Below are 15,881 nucleotides of genomic sequence, written 5' to 3'. Positions count from 1 at the left end.
ATTACCGAAGGACATCCAAGAAGCGTGTGGCATGGGGATTGATGTCTACGGTACATGCCTTCCACGCCCCGCTCCCTGCTCCGCGATGCCCGCGGGGTCGGCGCCGTCGAATACGCTCTTCTCCTCGTCGCCATTCTCTTGGTCGTCGGCGGCGCGTACCGGCTCCTCGGCACGACCGTCAAAGCGCAAGCCGAGTGCGCCGCCAACTTCAACGGACCTTGCGGTGGCCCGGGCAACGGCACGACCCTCCCGCCCAACGGCAACGCGAGCGGCATGGACCCCGCTTCGAACGGAAGCGCGGGCGGCGCAGGCGGCTCGAGCCCCGCAACCGCGGGCAACGGAGCGCCGGGCAACGGAGCGCCGGGCGACGGAACGCCGGGCAACGGAGCGCCGGGCGACGGAACGTCGAGCACGAGCGGCGGATGGTTATCCCAAGTCGCGGAAGCGATCCAGAATCCAACTGGACCGTGGCGCCCGGCTACCTTCGCCGAGAATAACGGCGGAGGCGCGCCAAAGCCCTTCGACGAGACCCTCGCGAAGATTGCCGACGGCGTGTACACGGACATTCCCAGCGTGGACGGGTGGACGCGCATGAACAAAGACGAGCTCAAAGCCAAAGGCATCGATCCCGCCCTCACCTCGACGTGGGGCTGGGGCTATCGCGCAGGCGTGTACACGGACGGCAAAGGGCACTACGTCGTGGCTTATGCCGGCACCGACGATGCCGTCGATGGCGTGATCGACGTCGGCTCCGCCCTCGGTATTTACGGCCCCGATGGCAGCAGCATGAAAGCCGTCACCCTCGCCAAAAAGGCCGAACAAGCGTTCGGAAAAGACAATATCGTCTTCACGGGGCACTCGCTCGGAGGCGATCTGGCCTCGCAGGCCGCCATCGTCGGCGGCGCGCCTGCCGTCACGTTCAACGCGAAGGGCACCGATCCGCGCCTGGCCCTCTCGGTCGCCAAGATAAGCCCCAGCGAGTACAAAAGTCGCGCAAACGACGTGCGCGGCTATGTGGTCAAAGGGGAGATCCTCAACGGGATGCAAGACCATTCCCCGCTGCCCGGCAACCTCGGCCACAGAGTCGAGCTGGCCCCCACCGGCGGTCCCAATGCCCTGGGAAAGCATACGATGGGCGCGGTTCTGGCCTCGATGCGGGTGAATCCGCCGTGGAGGCGCTGACCGCGCGGCATCTGCTATAGAATCGCGCCGCCGTGCAACCGTCGTCGCCTCCTCTCTCTTCGTTCGCCCCCCTCGAAGCCTTCGAGCGCGTGGTCCGCTCCGAACGGCTCGAGCAGCAGCTCGCAGCCACCGTGGCCAAGCTGGCCGAGCTCCCCGAGCTCGCGGACGAAGCGGCATGGCTCGAGGTCGCGCGGCAACGCATCGCGCGGGCGCGCGGCGAGCTCGGGGACCTCCTCACGCGCGTGCTCCGCCTCCCCGAGCTCGAGCCCCTGCGCGGGGAGCGAGGTCGCACCTTGCAGGATGCCGCGCTCGACGCCGCCGAGCGACTGCACAAGGTCATCCGCAAGGCGGCCGGAGGGCGCTCCCCCGTCATCGATGTACTCTACATGAATATGGACCTCGTCCTCCTGCGCCGCGCCGCGCGCGAGCCCTTCGAGGCCTTCTGCGCCGAGATCGATCGCCGCCTCGCCTCGAGCTACTTGAAGCGAATGCTGGCGGACGAAACGTACCTCCCCGTGGCCCCTGCGCTGACCGTGTTGCGGCGCGCGTTCGACGAGTGGCGCACCGTCTTTGCCTCCGCTCCCCTCGAGGATGCCGAGGCCGAGGCCTTGCAGAACGAGCTCTTTGCCGTCGCGCAGCGCTTGGATTTACCGTGCCGGCAAGCCATGTTGCTCGCCGACGCGGCCCTCCTTCCCGCCGAGCACCTTCGCGAGCCCTCCGGCATCTTCGACAAGCCGCGAAAGCGCAGCCCCGCCTCCAAGTCGACCTGAGCTCGGGCGCTCACGCGCTCGAGGGCGCATCGGAGTCGGGCTCCAGATCGCGCTCGTCCTCGGGGACCCAGCCGTGTTTTCGTAAGAAGACGCGGATTTTTCCGAACCATTCCGTCGCGTCCAAGTGTGAGATGTACTCTTCGGTGAGCCACACCGAGCACGGTTGATCGCGCGCCACCAGCACCACCCGGGCGGTCTCGATCTCCGGGCCGACCTGGCTCTCGATGAAGCGCACGGCCGGAATGGCGCTGCCGCCGTCTTGCACGCGCTGAATCGTCTTCGTATCGAGGGTCACGTCCATGAGATCGTCGAGCCGGATCCACGCCTTGGAGCCGTTCGCGCACACTTCGACCCGGCCATGCTCCACACGGAGCACCACTTGCTCCGCGTTCTGCCGCCTTTGCCATCGCCACACGCCCGCCGCAGTCGCAGCCGACACCACCATCCCCACCAGCCCGGCCACCTGCCCCGCGCTGGCCGAGAGCACCGCGCCGATCAGCGCCGCCAATGGAACACCTTGAAGCGCCACCAGCGAGAGCCGCCTTCGATGCTCCCGATCCGCGCCCATGCAGACCAACTCGGCGGGCGGTCTCGGCTCGGGCTCACGGGGCGCGGGTCGTCGGTACATGTCCTCGGCACATTCTAATACGGCCTGCGCCCGATCCTACCGCCTTGGTGGGGGGCGTGGCGGTGTCTGCAGACAGCGGCTTCGGTATTCGCTCGGCGTCATACCGACCCACTTGCGGAACGCGCGCGTGAAGTTGGCGGGATCGGAGTACGCGAGGCGCTGCGCGACATGCTCGATGGCCAGCGCGGGATCTCGGAGCAGGCGCATGCTATCGCGCTGGCGGCGCTCGTCGAGCAGCTGCTGAAAGCTGGTTCGATGCTCCGAGAGGCGGCGCTTCAAGGTGCGGCTCGAGAGGGAGAGCCGCGCCGAGACCTCCTCGACGCCGTTGTAGCCTCCCCCCGGCTTGGGCAGCGCTTCGCGCACCTGGCTCAAAAAGTCGGCGCCGAAACCCAAGAGCAAGAGCTCGCGCTCGCATTGCTGCTTCATGATCTCCGCGCTCACCGCGTTACCAGCTTGGAGCTGCCGATCGAGCAACTCCGATTCGAAGTACAATCGATTGGCGCTCATCCCGAAGCGCACCGGGGGCAGGCGCGCGCGGTACGCGGAGTAGTAATCGGGCTCCGGATAATCGAACCAGATCTCCACCCCGCCGCCGGCATCTTGCCGCGCCTTCCCCAGCTCCCGGGCGAAGCGCCACGCGCCCACCAACGTGATCTCGAGCGTCTGCCGCCGCAAGGCTCCGAGCGGGGTGGCCTCGGTGACCTCGAGGGCGCTCCTTCGTCCCTCCTCGAGGAGCGTGACCTTCACGTTGGGCAAGCGCACGGGGAGGAACTTGACCCCGAACTCCACCACCTGCCGGATCGACGCGAGGCTCATGGCCGCAAAACCGAATAGGCCGTGCGTGGTCACCCCACAACGAAGGCCGATCTCGTAGCCCAGCGCCCCATCGCCCGTGAGCTGCACGGCGCGGTAGAGGAGGCGGTCGAGCTGCACGAGCGAGATGCGCGCGTCGGGTGTGCTCCAAACGGCATCGGGGATATCCAGCCCCGATAACATCCGCGCGCGCGTCGTACCGCGACCGAGGGCTAGCTCCAGGATGAGCAGCCCATAGACGATCGGCACCGTGGGCCGGGTGAGATCTTGCCGGTTCATATCTCGTCAGATGGCCCCGATGGGACGCCTTCCATACGGTATCGCAAACCGCGCTGGCTCAAAATGACAAGCACTTTGGCACGCCCTCCCCTCACGTCCGGATTTGCGCTCATTCGAGAATGATCCAACGGCCGAAGAGCGGCTGCATTCAGCAAGGGAGGTAGGAAATGGCATTCGTACGGTTTCCCTGCATTCCACATATGTGCGCCATCGGGCTCCTCTCCGCCGCCATGTTCTCGGCGTGCGGCGGGGGCGAGGATGGCAAAGGCGCTTCGGCTTCCAGCGGCGCGACCGCCGGCGGCGCGTATCCGCTACTCGGCAATCTCGAGACCAACGGTGGCCGCAACTATGCCGCGCAGTTCTGCGAGAACCAGCCGGACACCGCCCCGCTGCCGCTGGATCCGCGCGAGCTCATCGCCGGCAGCAACATCGACAACAAGAACTACGCCGTCTACTTCAACGCGCCCTACAAGGTCTGCTCGAACGACACCTTGCTCGAGAATCAAGCCAAGCAGAACGCCATTCTGGTGGCCCAGGGCAAAAAGCCCATCTATTCGGCCAAGCCGCGGCCCAGCACGTGCGGCGAATGGCGCGCCGCCGTCGAACGGGGGCGCCAGTATATCTTCTCCAACGCCATCACCGGAGATCTGGTGACCATGGAGGGTATTTGGAACCTGGTGAGGTCACTTGGCTACCAGATCCCCACCGATCCCAAACAGGCCAATGAGCTGCTGAAGGTGTTCTACCAGCGCTACGGTTATCCGCTCAGCCCTTATCCGAACCCCTTCCCCATGCCGGGCGAGGATCCGAACGCCACCAACGGTGGGAGCGTTCAAGGGCCCCTTGGCTTCGTGCAGACGAAGGACGCAAGCGGCCGATGGACCGGCACCGTCGGCGCCACCTGCTACGCGTGCCACCTCGGCCAGCTCGGCACGGGGGAGGTCTCGGGCGACGCGTCCAACTACTTCCGCAAGAACGGTCACCCCGAGATCACGGGCGCCTCGAGCACCGGCTTTTACGCGGGGGCGCCCGGCACGAACATCGACCTGGGGCTGCTTTATCACGAGGTCAACAAGGCCAATGGCGTGTACGGCCCGAACTCGATCCAAGTCATCTTGGACAACCCCGGGTACATGGCCAATCGTTCGCGCGGGGTGAACGCGGCCGACCAGGAGATCGTCAACGTGCTGCTGTTCCGCGAGCTCGGCACCTTGGATTGGCGCGCGAAGCTCGCCGAGCCGGCCTATCTCGGCAAGCTGGTGCCGAGCTTCCCGCTGACCGGCGGCGATCAACAGACGCCGGCGTGGTGGTGGACCCACAACAAGAGCCGTTATCTCTGGACCGGCTTTGGCACCTCGGGCGGCGCGCGCAACAACTTCTTCCCCGCGTCGACCAACAAATACGACGGCGCTTGGAGCAAGCAGCGCGAGGGCGACTTCCAAGATCTGGATATGTGGGTCAACACGGTGGAGGCGCCCAAGTACCCTTACGGCTATTGCTCGAACGCGGACGGCACCCCCGGCGCGGGCGACGATGCCCATTGCATCGACCGCCCGCGCGCCGAGCAAGGCGCCATTCTGTTCCACACCAAGGACCTGTGGGCCGACGACCCGAGCGCGCCCCGCCCGGCCGGTGGCAATGGCTCGTGCGCGGGCTGCCACGGCGTGTATTCGCCGCATTTTGCCCATCAGCCGGGGTTCCTACCGGACCCGCGCCTGGCCGGCTATTCTGGTTATGTCGCCCCGCAAAACGTGATTCGAACGGACTCGGCGGATTCGAGCCTGTTCAACGCGCTGGGCGCGCGCCCTCTGGTTCCACAGGATACGGTGGCCAAGGTGGCCAGCATGTCGTGGATGTTCTATCCCGACGCGCTCCCCGGCTACATTCCGCCGGAGAAGCTCTCCCCGCTCCAGAACCAATTGATGGGCGTCGTGAACAGCGGGGAGCCGGCGCGCCCTGCGAGCGATCCGTGCTCGCCCTTGTCCATCATCGGGTACACCGCGCAGCCGCTGCACGGTGTGTGGGCGGCCGCGCCCTACTTCCACAATGGGAGCGTTCCTTCGCTCTGGGACGTGCTCAACCCCTCGGGCCGGCCCAACGTGTGGCGCAGGCAGATGGCCGTCAAACCCGATCCGAAGACCGACGTCGGCTTCGATACGTCGCTCGGCGCGTACGACTTCGACAAGATGGGTTGGAAGTACTCCGTCCTCCAGTGCAGCGACATCGATGGAGTCGGATATCTGAGCTGCCGCGCGGGTGCGAACACGAAGGTGCCCACCGTTTTGGATCTGGTGACGAACACCTTCAAATCATTTGCCGATTACTTTCCGCCGCCGGCCGAGGCGGTGGATCAGCGCGCCATTTACAACACGAACGCCTACGGCAAGGGCAACCACGGCCACGAGTTCGCCAAGGGATTGACCGAGGCCGAGCGCAGGGCGGTGCTCGAGTACTTGAAGACCTTGTGAGGCGCCGTGGCCCATGCGAGGCGCGCCCCCCTCGGCGCGCCTTCGCGGGCACGGCGTTACTCGGATTCGACGTCGTGGATTTGCTCGTGCTCGGCGCGCAGGATGGTGCTCGCGACGCCGTGCCCGCTGCTCACCTGGGGCGGCTTGGCGGAGTGCACGGAAGCCGCCCCGCACCCCGTCAGGGCCGTGGCGAACACGAGGACGAGCCGAGCGCAGTTCGCGTCGCGCGGATTCACCGCGCGGTTTCTACTTCGGTGCGTACACATGGTGAGAGAGCAGTAGCCGTATGGCACCGCAGCGTTCAAATATTTCGCCAGCTGCGGCTCTTTTCGCGCGCTATGGCGCAGAGGTTGCGCCAATCGCGCTCATCAGCATGGCCCAGGAGCGATGCAACTCGCGCTGCCAATACGGCCACGCATGCGTGCCGCGGCCGTAGAAGTCGCTCGTCACCGGCACGCCAGCGGCCTCGAGGGCCTCGACGAAGGCGCGCGATTCGCCATAGACGACCTGTTCGACGATATCGGGAAAGAGCGCGGGCGCCAGAGGACCGGGCTCGCCATTTCCCGACGCGACGAACAATGGAATCCCGCGGAGACGGGAGGCCAAGCTGGCCGGATTGTGCGCCTCCCACATTCGACGTTCCGCGGGCACGGCGGGATCGCCCCATAGATTGACCCACTGCGGGTAGCGCGGACAGGTGACCGACATGAGCGTGAGGACCATGGGCCCCGTGATGCCAGGGCCACCTTTGCCGTCCCAGAGCGAGTCCACCGCGCCGCTGTACGAGGCCGCCGCCCGGAACATGCTCGGGTTGCGCGCGGCGTACGACATGGCGCCGAAGCCGCCCATCGAAAAGCCGGCGATGGCGCGGACCGTGCTCGCATGAAAGCCGCGCTCGAGGATCTGCCGGAGCTCCGTGAGATGAAATGTCTCCCACGCGGGAGGTCCGAAGCCGCCGAGGTTCCACCAATCGGAGTATTGGCCGCACGCACCTCCGTCCGGCATCACCACGATGACCCCGGTGCTGGCCGAAAGCTTTGCGATATCGGAGTTCGCCGTCCACGCCGTGTGATCGGTGTGGGCTCCGTGCAGCAGGTAGAGCACCGGCCACGTCTGCGTGGCGCCTCGCGACCAGCCCGGCGGGAGGAGGAGGCGGACGTTCGCGACGGCGCGCATCGCCGGCGAGGAGATCGCCAGATCGAGGGTGCGCGCGTCGATCGGCGTCTCCACCGTCACGATCGCACCATCGTCCGAAACCACGGGATCGGCCGCTTGCCAGCGCTCTTCCGTACCACCCGCCTCGTAGCCCGCCGCACCGTTGCACGCCGATGCGAGCAAGGTGCACGTGCATGCCGATGCGAGCAGCGCGCACGGGAGCCCCGGCCGCCATCGCGTCATGATCGTCCCCACGGTGCGTCGGATGATCGATGTAGGACCTCGAGTCGCGAGGAAACGTTGAAGGTCTCGCTGCAAAAAAATCGTGCCGCGCACCCGCGATCCGACCATACGGACCGGCGGCCGAGCGATCGCAACCGCGCGACGTGCCGGCGAGCACGGCGTGGATGCGCGCCGCGGAGCCGTGCACGTGACCGATACGCGCGTCCGAACGCATCGAAATATTCGCCGATGCTTGCACGCGCACACGTTGACGCGGTGAGCTATCGCGTCCATCGCGCGCGCGCCTGCGCCGATTGAATCGATGGATGCGGCTGCGTACTCGTGAACATCACTTAATTTGATAAAGCGAGACACCGTAGCGCACTCAGGGTGCGTGCTCGGCTGCGCGAGCTTCGTGCTGGTATGAGCATGTAGGAGGCACTCGCTGCAATCGGCGCCTCCGTACCACGGTAGGTTATTGCATTCTGCAATCATTTCCGGGAGACCGCGGGTCCTCCGGAGAGGTTTGCGCACGTCCATTTGCCGAGACCATCGCGCGTACGGATCGCGCCGGCCCCCGACGGTCGGCAAGCACTCACTCGAAAGGGAACGATCGATGCAGAACCAGTCTAGGAGTCAGTCGTCGCACGGCAAGAACACGCGAATCCGCTGGGTGCCGATACCGCTGCTCGCGTGCGCCGTTCTGGGCGGCGTCGCGTGCTCCAGCACCGCGGACAGCGCCTCTTCGGAGCTCACGGGGAGCACCTCGGATCATTTGTATGTCCTGAGCACCAACGTTTGGCCCGACAATCGAATCAGCGTATGCTGGGAGACGTCGGGCTCCAGCACGCAAAAGGGGTGGGTGCGGTCGGCCATCGAGAATACGTGGGAGCGAAATTCGAACGTGGATTTCACCGGGTGGGGTTCGTGCACGTCCTCGGGGGCGAACATTCGAATCACCATCGCCGACTCGGGCCCCCGCACCTTGGGGTTGGGCACCGCCCTCGACAACGTGCGCAAGGGCATGCTCTTGAACTTCACGTTCAAGAATTGGAGCACGTCCTGTCAGAATCGAACCGAATATTGCATTCGCTCGATCGCGGTTCACGAGTTCGGGCACGCGCTCGGCTTCGCGCACGAGCAAAATCGGCCCGACACACCCGATAGCTGCGACGAGAGGCAGGGCTCCAATGGCGACACCACGGTCGGCGCGTGGGACGCCATGTCCGTCATGAACTATTGCAACCCGACGTGGAACAATGGCGGAGAGTTGAGCGATACGGACATCGAGGGTCTGCAGCAGTTCTACGGCGCGCCCTGAGCGCTCCGAGCGCTCGACGTTCGCGCGGCGGGGCCGGGCCACGGTTTCCGGGCGAGGAGACCGCCATCGAGGTCGAAAGTTTGCACCAGTCGTGCATACTGGATCCGTGACCCGAGCCACGACCGACAAAAAGCGAACCGTAGCGGCAGCCACACGAGCCCCGGGTTTCCAACTCGGTGAGGGCCAAGCGCGCGCCATGATCCTCCGCGGCGCCGCCAGCGTCTTCGCGGAGCTCGGGGTGCGCGCGGCCTCGGTGGAAGACATCTTGAAAGCGGCCGACGTCTCCCGGCGCACCTTCTATCGGCTCTATGGCAGCAAAGAGGACGTCGCCCTCGAGCTGTACCACCTGGGGACGGACATCCTCCTCGAGACGTGCCGGCTCGCCGTGCGCGAAGAGACGGACCCTCTGCGCCAGTTCGAGCGGTGCATGGACGCGCACCTGCGCAACGCGCGCGAGTTCGGGCGGCTCATCTTCGTCCTGGGCGGCGAGGCGCAACGCCAGGAGTCGATGCTCCACGCGCGCCGCATGAAGGTGCACGATGCGATCATCGGGCTGCTCTCCAGCGGGGGGCAAGACGTCCGCCTGGGCAAACGCATCGACCCGCTCCTGCTCCGCATGATCCTGCTCTCGGTCGAGGCGGTCGTCCGCATCGTGCTCGAGGAGGGCGACGAAGGCCGAAAGGTCACCGACGCGGGCATCGAGCGCGCGCGGAGGGTCATGCGGCGCGTGATCACGTCTGCGCTCGAGGGCGAAGGTCCGCGCGTCGCCCCGCTCCCTACATTGGAGTAAAGCTCGACCGCACGTTTCGTTGCGTGGGTGGTAATCATCGTGTATACCATCCCCATGTCGATTCGCTCGGCGCGTTTGCGCGCATTGTTGGCGGGGCGTCGCGTTCTCATCACCGGGGCCGCGCGCGGCATCGGGGCGGCGCTGGCGAGGCGCCTCCACGAGCGCGGCGCGAAGGTAGCGCTGCTCGGGTTGGAGCCCGAGTCGTTGAAGAAGGTGGCCGCGGCCTGCGGCGATGCACCTTACCGGTACTGCGATGTAGCCGTTCGGCAGCAGGTCGAGGCGTCCGTTCAGGAGCTCGTGCGCGAGCTCGGAGGGCTGGATATCGTGGTGGCCAACGCGGGCATCGGCGCGCAAATGGCCATGGTGGGCGGCGACGTCGAGGTGATGCGGCGCACCCTCGAGGTCAACGTGATGGGCGTCTTCCATACGTTGCGCGCGGCCGGTGAGCACATCGGGCACCCGCGCGGCTATGCGCTGGTGGTCGCGTCGGCGGCGGTGCTCGCGCACCCCCCGCTCATGGGCGCCTACAGCGCGTCCAAGGCGGCGGTGGAATCGCTGGGCAGCACGTTCCGCGCGGAGACGAAGCACCTGGGGACCAAGGTGGGCATCGGCTACTTCGCGGAGCTCGACACCGATATGACCCGAATCGGCTTCGGGACGCAGGCGGCCAGCAAGATCAAAATGGCGGGGGTGTTCACCCGGGTCACGTCCCTGGATCGCGCGATCGATCGCTTCGAGGCCGGCATCGCGCGGCGCCAGCGGCAGGTGGTGGCGCCGGCCTGGGTCGGCATGCTGCTCCCATTTCGCATGGCCGTGCAGCGCGTCTCCGAGCTGCGGCCGCAGCCGCACATGGCCGAGGCGCTCCTGCTCGCGCGAAACGAGCGGGCCCCGCTCACCACCCCGCAACCGAAAGAGCCGTCGGCGGGGACATGAGCGCGCCGCGCATTGCCCCCGGGACGCTCTCCGAGATCGGCCTGGTGAACGATTTGGTCGCGCGCGCGTGCGGTTGGTTCGCCGGCACCGGCCGGCCGAATCTGTTCACGACCTTGGCCAAGCACCGGCCGCTGTTTCGCGGCTGGCTCGGGTTCGCGAGCACGATCATGCCGCGCGGGACGCTCCCGCGGCGCGAGACGGAGCTCGCGATTTTGCGCGTGGCCCATTTGCGCGCGTGCAATTACGAGTTCGAGCATCACGCGCGGCTGGGCAAACGGGCGGGCCTGACGGAGCGCGACGTGGAGCGGGTCAAGGCGGGCGCGGACGATCCCGATTGGTCCGAGCGGGAGCGGGCCTTGATGCGCGCCGCGACCATGCTGCACGCCCAGCGCGATCTCGACGATGCCACGTGGACCGCGCTCCGTAATTGCATGACGGAGAAAGAATGTTTGGAGCTCGTGCTGCTCGTCGGCCATTACGAGATGCTGGCGACGGCCATCGCCGCGCTGCGCATTCAACTCGACAATCCCTGACACTCCACCTGTACGGAAGGAAGTACCCATGACCGTCTCCGGAAGCCTCTTCACGGCTCGGTTTCGCCGCCCTCGCTCGCTCGCGCGGCGCTCGTTCGCAGCCGCCGCCTTCGCCGGCGCGGCGTTCGCCGCATCGTCGTCCGCCCACGCGGGCGGGGTGAACGATCCCAATTGCCGGCCAACCGCTCTGCGGCCATACCCCGCCGTCGTCGTTCATGGGCAGGCCGGCAACTTCGAAGGAATGGGCGCCATCCTGAATACCCTTTCGGGCGCGGGTTATTGCGTCTACGCGCGCAACTATGGCCACGTGCCGGGCGGGGCGAACGGGCAAGATCATTTGAGCACCTCGGCCGGTCAAATCGGCGCCTTCGTGGACGAGGTGCTGCAGCGCACGGGCGCACCTCGGGTCGATGTGATCGGGCACTCGGCGGGCACCGGTGTCCTCGACAATTACGTGTTGAAGAAGGGCGGCGCGGCCAAGGTCCACCGCTTCGTCTCCTTCGGCGGGCTCCATCATCCTTATGCGCACTTCGGCGCGGGCAAGTTCCTCGACGCCGGGCTCTTCCTGCCCAACGTGACCCTGACGGCGCGCAAAATCTATCCGGGCTTTTCGGTTCAGCAGGTGGTCACCGCCGCCGTGAACGCCTACGCCGCCGCGGGCTCGCCGCTCGGGATCATCCCGCCGGAGCTGGTGGCCACCGCCGAATCGAACTTTACGTCCGATCTGTTCGATCCCGCCTACTGGAAGGATCTGCACGGCTCGTTGTCGGAGAACGATGGCACCTTGGTCACCATCGGCAGCGGCAAGCGCTCGCTCCCGACGAACGACTCGGCCCCCAACGTTTGCTACACGAACATCGTCGCCATCGCCGATTTGGTAACGGGTGTCGAGGCGGGTTTTCAGGACGAGGCGTCCAACGTCGACAATTATCTGCTCTTGTCGGCGCTCACGCAAAACGCGCACGTCGATATGATTTCGGACCCCATCGCGCTCGCCAAGATGGTCTCCGGATTGAGCGCGCCGTGCTCGGGGCGCGGGGTCAAGACGGCCGCGCCCGCGGCCCCCAGCGAGACGCAAGTCGCGAAGAACAAGGAGGCCGTCGAGGTGCTCACCCACGCCATCGAAAACGGTGAAGGCGGCGATGGCACGAACGGCGGCGCGCCGGAGGCGTCGGGCGCCGGCGCGGATGCCGGGGGTTGCTCGGCGTCGCACCAGTCGCCCACGGGCACGGGAGCGCTCGGCATCGGGTTGGGCCTGGTGGCCGCGGCGTGCGTACGGCGCCGCCGCGCGCGCTAACGTCGAGCGACGACTCCTCTTCCCGTACACGTTCCCGTTCCCGCTCTTCGCAGGGAGCCGCGACGAGCCCCATCTTCGGGAACGTGTACGGCTGCGGGCACCGAATGTTCGGTGCCCTACGCGAGATCAGTACTCCCAGAAGATGCGCTGCAGCTCCTTGGGATCGCGCGTCTTGGTCAGCGCCACCATGCTCAGGATGCGGCTCTTTTGCGGGTTCAAATCGTGCCCCACCACCCAGCCGTATTTGTCGTCCGGCTGCTCGGCGTTGCGGACGACGAAGCCCGCGGGGACGCGCGCGGAGCGGATGACGTTGACCCCCTTGGCGCGCAGCTCCTGGAGCGCCGGAACGATGCGGTTGGCCACCGAGCCATTGCCAGTCCCCGCGTGGATGATGGCCTGGATACCGGGGCTCGCGCCGACGGCGTCGACGGTGGCGCGCGGCGCGTTTTCGTAGCCATAGACGATTTCGACCTTGGGCAACGTTTGGATTTGGTCGATATCGAACTCGCTCTGCGTGGTGTGGCGCTTGATGGGGGCGCGGAACCAATAGTTCTTCCCCTCCACCACCATGCCCAGGGGCCCCCATTGGCTCTTGAAGGCCTCGGTCTTGATGTTCACCATCTTGGTGACGTCGCGCCCCGCGTGGATCTCGTCGTTCATGGTCACGAAGACGCCCTTCCCCCGCGCGTCCTTCGAGCCCGCCACGCTTACAGCGTCGTACAGATTGAGGGCGCCGTCGGCCGACAGCGCGGTGCCCGGGCGCATGGAGCCGACGACCACGATCGGCTTGTCCGTATGGACCGTGAGGTTCAAGAAGTAGGCGGTCTCCTCGAGGGTGTCGGTGCCGTGGGTGATGACGATCCCGTCCACGTCGGGGCGCTTGGAGAGCACCGAGACGCGGCGAGCGAGCTTGAGCAAATCGTCGTTGGTGAGGCTCTCGGAGGCGATTTGCATCACTTGCTCGCCGCGCACTTCGGCCACGCGAGACAATTCGGGCACACCGGCGATGAGCTGGTCGACCGCGACCTTCGAGGCCGTGTAGCTGGCGCTATTGACGCTGCTCGCGCCGGTGCCTGCGATGGTGCCACCGGTGGCCAGGATCATGATTCGCGGCTTCGAAGCTTGCGCGACGGATTCCACCGCCGCGGCGGGGGACACCAGACAGGTCGCGGACGTGGCCAGCACCGCGGCGGCCAAGAGGGAACGAACGATGGGGGAACTTCGCATGACCTTCTCCGTTAAGGACGTGAAGTGGCAAGGGTGCCAGTGAACCATCGATACCATAGGGCGGCCCAGCCGTCGGTAGTCTCGATAGACCCACGGGTGCACTTGGCACTGCGAAATCCAAGACGGTGGCACAATCGCCAAAGGCGATTCGCCGAGGTCAGCGGTATTGCCTACTTGGCGCCGAAGCTAAAACCGGCCTTGGCGCTCGCTCCGCCGCTCCCGGCCGACGCGCTGGCGCTCTTCGACACTTCGATTTTGGGAACCTTGATGTTGGCGCTCGCTTTGGCGCCGGCGCCCGCTTTGGCGTCGACTTTGGCCGTGGGCAGCTTCGCCTTGGCGTCGAGCTTGGCATTCGCGTCGGCGCGCACCGTGGGGATCGACGCGCCCACGAAGGCCTTGGCGTCCGCGCGAATGCCGATCAGGATCGGGCTAACGTCGAGGTCGATGGGCGCGCGCAATTTGGCGCGATAGGCCAGGTTGGGCGCGTCCCATGCGAGCTTGGTGAACGCGCCGGCGCCCGCGCGAAGGGAGAGCGCGAGATCGCCTTTGGCGATGGGGGCGGCGGAGGCATCGAACACGAACGCCTGCACGGCGGGGCCTTTGGCGACGAGCTCGACGGAGTACTCGCCGGCCACCAGCACCTGGCCGCCATGCTTCGCCTCGGCGCGAAGGGCGAACGTCGGCAGGCGCGCGGCGAGCTCACCGTTGAGCAGAACGTCGGCGGGGCCGGCGGCGAGCTTGACGCTGGCGTCGACCTGGCCCGCGAAGCGAGCTTTGGCTTCGTCCCACGCGAGCTTCACGGCGTGCGCTTGCCCATCGGCGCCGGCGAGCTTCACCTCGAGCTCGACCCCTGCGCCGCCGTTGATGCGCGCCCCGGAGGCGTCGGCGACGAGGGCCTCCACGCGGCCATCGGCGCGAACGTCGAGCTCGACGCCGTGCTTGCCGGCGACGAACAAAGTGCCGCCCATCTGCGGGCCCGTGAGGAGCACCGCCGCATCGAGCCGGCCCTTGCTCACGGCCTTGCCGAGGTGGAGCTCGATATCGAGCGGTCCCGGGGTCAGCTGCGCTTTGCTCGCCCCATGAACGGCGAAGCGGCCGAGCGCGGGCTCGTACGCGAGCGTGACGAGCGGGTGGGCGTTGGCCGCGGCGTTGGCATGAACGACGAGCTTCGCTTTGGACTTCTCGTCGAGGAATGCTCCTTGCGCGTCGGCAAAACCATTCGCAAAGAGCCGGAGCTCGACCTGGTGTTCGCCGACGCGAACCACTTGGCCGCCGATGTCCGAACGCGCTATGGCGTTCGCGCTTGCTTCCGCCGGTGCGGCCGGCGGCGGTGGGGCCGAGGCCGGCGCCGCCACCGACGCCGATGCCGGCGCGGAGGCCGTATCGGTCGCGGGCTCGCTCTTCTTATTGCATGAGGCAGCCGACAACGACAGCAAGGCAACACTGACTACGAGAACGGTTCGCATGACGTTTCTCCTCGCGCGCGCGCCAGTCTAAGCCGAAGTGGACCCCTTCTCTATCCGGTGCTGTGGCACTCGAAAAGTGCACCCCTCCGCGCGCGCCGTGTCGTGAGCTCACCAACAATCTCGATGAAGAGGTTATACGGAATTCAATATGCGTCGCGGGTGCGCCTGTGTGCGGAATCGCCTCAATGTAGAATATGCAACATGGCAGCTGTACCGGATGGAACGAGGGAATTTCGGCCGAGGCCACGGTGAGTCCCGTGTTGGCGCCGGATCTGCAAGGTAACGAACATACCGGGCCACCGAGCCCCGTGATCCGCGAGCTCCCCATGATTCGAAAGCCTGCCTCCGCCACGATGATGCCCTCCCGAGATCCCCGCGCGGCCAAGCCTGCCGGCGTTTCTTCGCCGCTCAGCGGGCTGCACATCCTCGTCGTGGACGACGACGCCGACAATCGCCGCCTGCTTCAAAAGATCCTGGAGCACCGCGGCTCGCGCATTACGACCGCGTGCAATGTGGCCGACGCCATGGCCGCGTTCGAACGGGAGAAGCCGGACGTTTTGCTCTCGGACATCGGGATGCCGGGTGAAAACGGCTACGATCTAATCCGCCGCGTCCGCGCGCTTCCTCGCGATCGAGGGGGCACCATCCCGGCCGCGGCGCTGACGGCGTGCGCGGAGGACGAAGATCGCGAGCACGCTCTGCGCGCGGGGTTCATGGCGCATCTTCCCAAGCCGTTCAATCCCACCGAGCTGGTGACCATGGTCACGTCGCTGGCGCGCAAGGCCGCGTGACGGACG

General features: G+C 66.6%; 15 protein-coding genes. 9 read left to right on the top strand and 6 right to left on the bottom strand.

Features of this window, described 5'->3' with window-relative positions; translation table 11 throughout:
- Positions 1–54: 54 nt before the first annotated feature.
- A complete protein-coding gene (locus tag LZC94_46300) occupies positions 55–1,182 on the top strand; it encodes a hypothetical protein (protein WXB15220.1) in 1,128 nt (375 codons plus the stop codon).
- Between the two features lie 32 nt (positions 1,183–1,214).
- Positions 1,215–1,952 carry a hypothetical protein gene (locus LZC94_46295; GenBank protein ID WXB15219.1) on the top strand — a complete coding sequence of 246 codons (738 nt, stop codon included), beginning with the start codon at positions 1,215–1,217 and terminating at the stop codon, positions 1,950–1,952.
- Between the two features lie 10 nt (positions 1,953–1,962).
- Here the strand turns inward: LZC94_46295 and LZC94_46290 are convergent, their stop codons facing one another.
- Together LZC94_46290 and LZC94_46285 are read right to left on the bottom strand one after the other, a co-directional pair.
- Positions 1,963–2,580: a hypothetical protein gene (locus tag LZC94_46290; protein ID WXB15218.1), complete on the bottom strand. Its 618-nt coding sequence runs from the start codon at positions 2,578–2,580 to the stop codon at positions 1,963–1,965.
- A gap of 36 nt (positions 2,581–2,616) precedes the next feature.
- Positions 2,617–3,576: an AraC family transcriptional regulator gene (locus LZC94_46285; protein ID WXB15217.1), complete on the bottom strand. Its 960-nt coding sequence runs from the start codon at positions 3,574–3,576 to the stop codon at positions 2,617–2,619.
- A gap of 263 nt (positions 3,577–3,839) precedes the next feature.
- On the opposite strand from LZC94_46285, the gene LZC94_46280 reads away from it, so the two are divergent.
- A complete protein-coding gene (locus tag LZC94_46280; protein ID WXB15216.1) occupies positions 3,840–6,140 on the top strand; it encodes a hypothetical protein in 2,301 nt (766 codons plus the stop codon).
- A gap of 56 nt (positions 6,141–6,196) precedes the next feature.
- Here the strand turns inward: LZC94_46280 and LZC94_46275 are convergent, their stop codons facing one another.
- Both LZC94_46275 and LZC94_46270 read right to left on the bottom strand, forming a co-directional pair.
- Entirely contained in the window at positions 6,197–6,376 is a 180-nt protein-coding gene (locus tag LZC94_46275) for a hypothetical protein (protein ID WXB15215.1), read from the bottom strand.
- A gap of 100 nt (positions 6,377–6,476) precedes the next feature.
- Complete coding sequence (locus tag LZC94_46270) at positions 6,477–7,538, bottom strand: esterase family protein (GenBank protein ID WXB15214.1); 1,062 nt, start codon at positions 7,536–7,538, stop codon at positions 6,477–6,479.
- A 595-nt stretch (positions 7,539–8,133) separates the two neighbouring features.
- Between LZC94_46270 and LZC94_46265 the strand changes: the two genes are divergently transcribed.
- The 5 genes from LZC94_46265 (at position 8,134) to LZC94_46245 (ending at position 12,391) form a co-directional block, all read left to right on the top strand.
- A complete protein-coding gene (locus LZC94_46265; protein WXB15213.1) occupies positions 8,134–8,838 on the top strand; it encodes a M57 family metalloprotease in 705 nt (234 codons plus the stop codon).
- Positions 8,839–8,944: 106 nt separating this feature from the next.
- Positions 8,945–9,628, top strand: coding sequence for a TetR/AcrR family transcriptional regulator (locus LZC94_46260; GenBank protein ID WXB15212.1), 684 nt, complete (start codon positions 8,945–8,947; stop codon positions 9,626–9,628).
- A 54-nt stretch (positions 9,629–9,682) separates the two neighbouring features.
- Positions 9,683–10,561: an SDR family NAD(P)-dependent oxidoreductase gene (locus LZC94_46255; protein ID WXB15211.1), complete on the top strand. Its 879-nt coding sequence runs from the start codon at positions 9,683–9,685 to the stop codon at positions 10,559–10,561.
- Positions 10,558–11,094: a carboxymuconolactone decarboxylase family protein gene (locus tag LZC94_46250; protein WXB15210.1), complete on the top strand. Its 537-nt coding sequence runs from the start codon at positions 10,558–10,560 to the stop codon at positions 11,092–11,094. Before LZC94_46255 ends, LZC94_46250 begins: the two co-directional genes overlap by 4 nt.
- 28 nt (positions 11,095–11,122) lie before the next feature.
- Entirely contained in the window at positions 11,123–12,391 is a 1,269-nt protein-coding gene (locus LZC94_46245; protein ID WXB15209.1) for a hypothetical protein, read from the top strand.
- 126 nt (positions 12,392–12,517) lie between these two features.
- Here the strand turns inward: LZC94_46245 and LZC94_46240 are convergent, their stop codons facing one another.
- On the bottom strand, positions 12,518–13,618 hold the full coding sequence (locus tag LZC94_46240; GenBank protein WXB15208.1) for a type II asparaginase: 1,101 nt from the start codon (positions 13,616–13,618) through the stop codon (positions 12,518–12,520).
- Positions 13,619–13,788: 170 nt separating this feature from the next.
- Positions 13,789–15,084, bottom strand: coding sequence for a hypothetical protein (locus tag LZC94_46235; protein ID WXB15207.1), 1,296 nt, complete (start codon positions 15,082–15,084; stop codon positions 13,789–13,791).
- A gap of 248 nt (positions 15,085–15,332) precedes the next feature.
- On the opposite strand from LZC94_46235, the gene LZC94_46230 reads away from it, so the two are divergent.
- On the top strand, positions 15,333–15,875 hold the full coding sequence (locus LZC94_46230) for a response regulator (GenBank protein WXB15206.1): 543 nt from the start codon (positions 15,333–15,335) through the stop codon (positions 15,873–15,875).
- Positions 15,876–15,881 lie beyond the last annotated feature (6 nt).

This window comes from Sorangiineae bacterium MSr11954 (assembly GCA_037157815.1).
Classification (GTDB): Bacteria; Myxococcota_A; Polyangia; order Polyangiales; family Polyangiaceae; genus Pendulispora; species Pendulispora albinea.
This window is presented reverse-complemented; position numbering and strand designations above follow the sequence as displayed.

What these genes read in the sequence shown, in the direction of transcription:
- LZC94_46235 (WXB15207.1), bottom strand. Translation starts at nt 15,084, where the DNA reads ATGCGAACCGTTCTCGTAGTCAGTGTTGCCTTGCTGTCGTTGTCGGCT.
- LZC94_46245 (WXB15209.1), top strand. Translation starts at nt 11,123, where the DNA reads ATGACCGTCTCCGGAAGCCTCTTCACGGCTCGGTTTCGCCGCCCTCGC.
- LZC94_46255 (WXB15211.1), top strand. Translation starts at nt 9,683, where the DNA reads ATGTCGATTCGCTCGGCGCGTTTGCGCGCATTGTTGGCGGGGCGTCGC.
- LZC94_46270 (WXB15214.1), bottom strand. Translation starts at nt 7,538, where the DNA reads ATGACGCGATGGCGGCCGGGGCTCCCGTGCGCGCTGCTCGCATCGGCA.
- LZC94_46285 (WXB15217.1), bottom strand. Translation starts at nt 3,576, where the DNA reads ATGTTATCGGGGCTGGATATCCCCGATGCCGTTTGGAGCACACCCGAC.
- LZC94_46265 (WXB15213.1), top strand. Translation starts at nt 8,134, where the DNA reads ATGCAGAACCAGTCTAGGAGTCAGTCGTCGCACGGCAAGAACACGCGA.
- LZC94_46290 (WXB15218.1), bottom strand. Translation starts at nt 2,580, where the DNA reads ATGTACCGACGACCCGCGCCCCGTGAGCCCGAGCCGAGACCGCCCGCC.
- LZC94_46240 (WXB15208.1), bottom strand. Translation starts at nt 13,618, where the DNA reads ATGCGAAGTTCCCCCATCGTTCGTTCCCTCTTGGCCGCCGCGGTGCTG.
- LZC94_46280 (WXB15216.1), top strand. Translation starts at nt 3,840, where the DNA reads ATGGCATTCGTACGGTTTCCCTGCATTCCACATATGTGCGCCATCGGG.
- LZC94_46300 (WXB15220.1), top strand. Translation starts at nt 55, where the DNA reads ATGCCTTCCACGCCCCGCTCCCTGCTCCGCGATGCCCGCGGGGTCGGC.
- LZC94_46250 (WXB15210.1), top strand. Translation starts at nt 10,558, where the DNA reads ATGAGCGCGCCGCGCATTGCCCCCGGGACGCTCTCCGAGATCGGCCTG.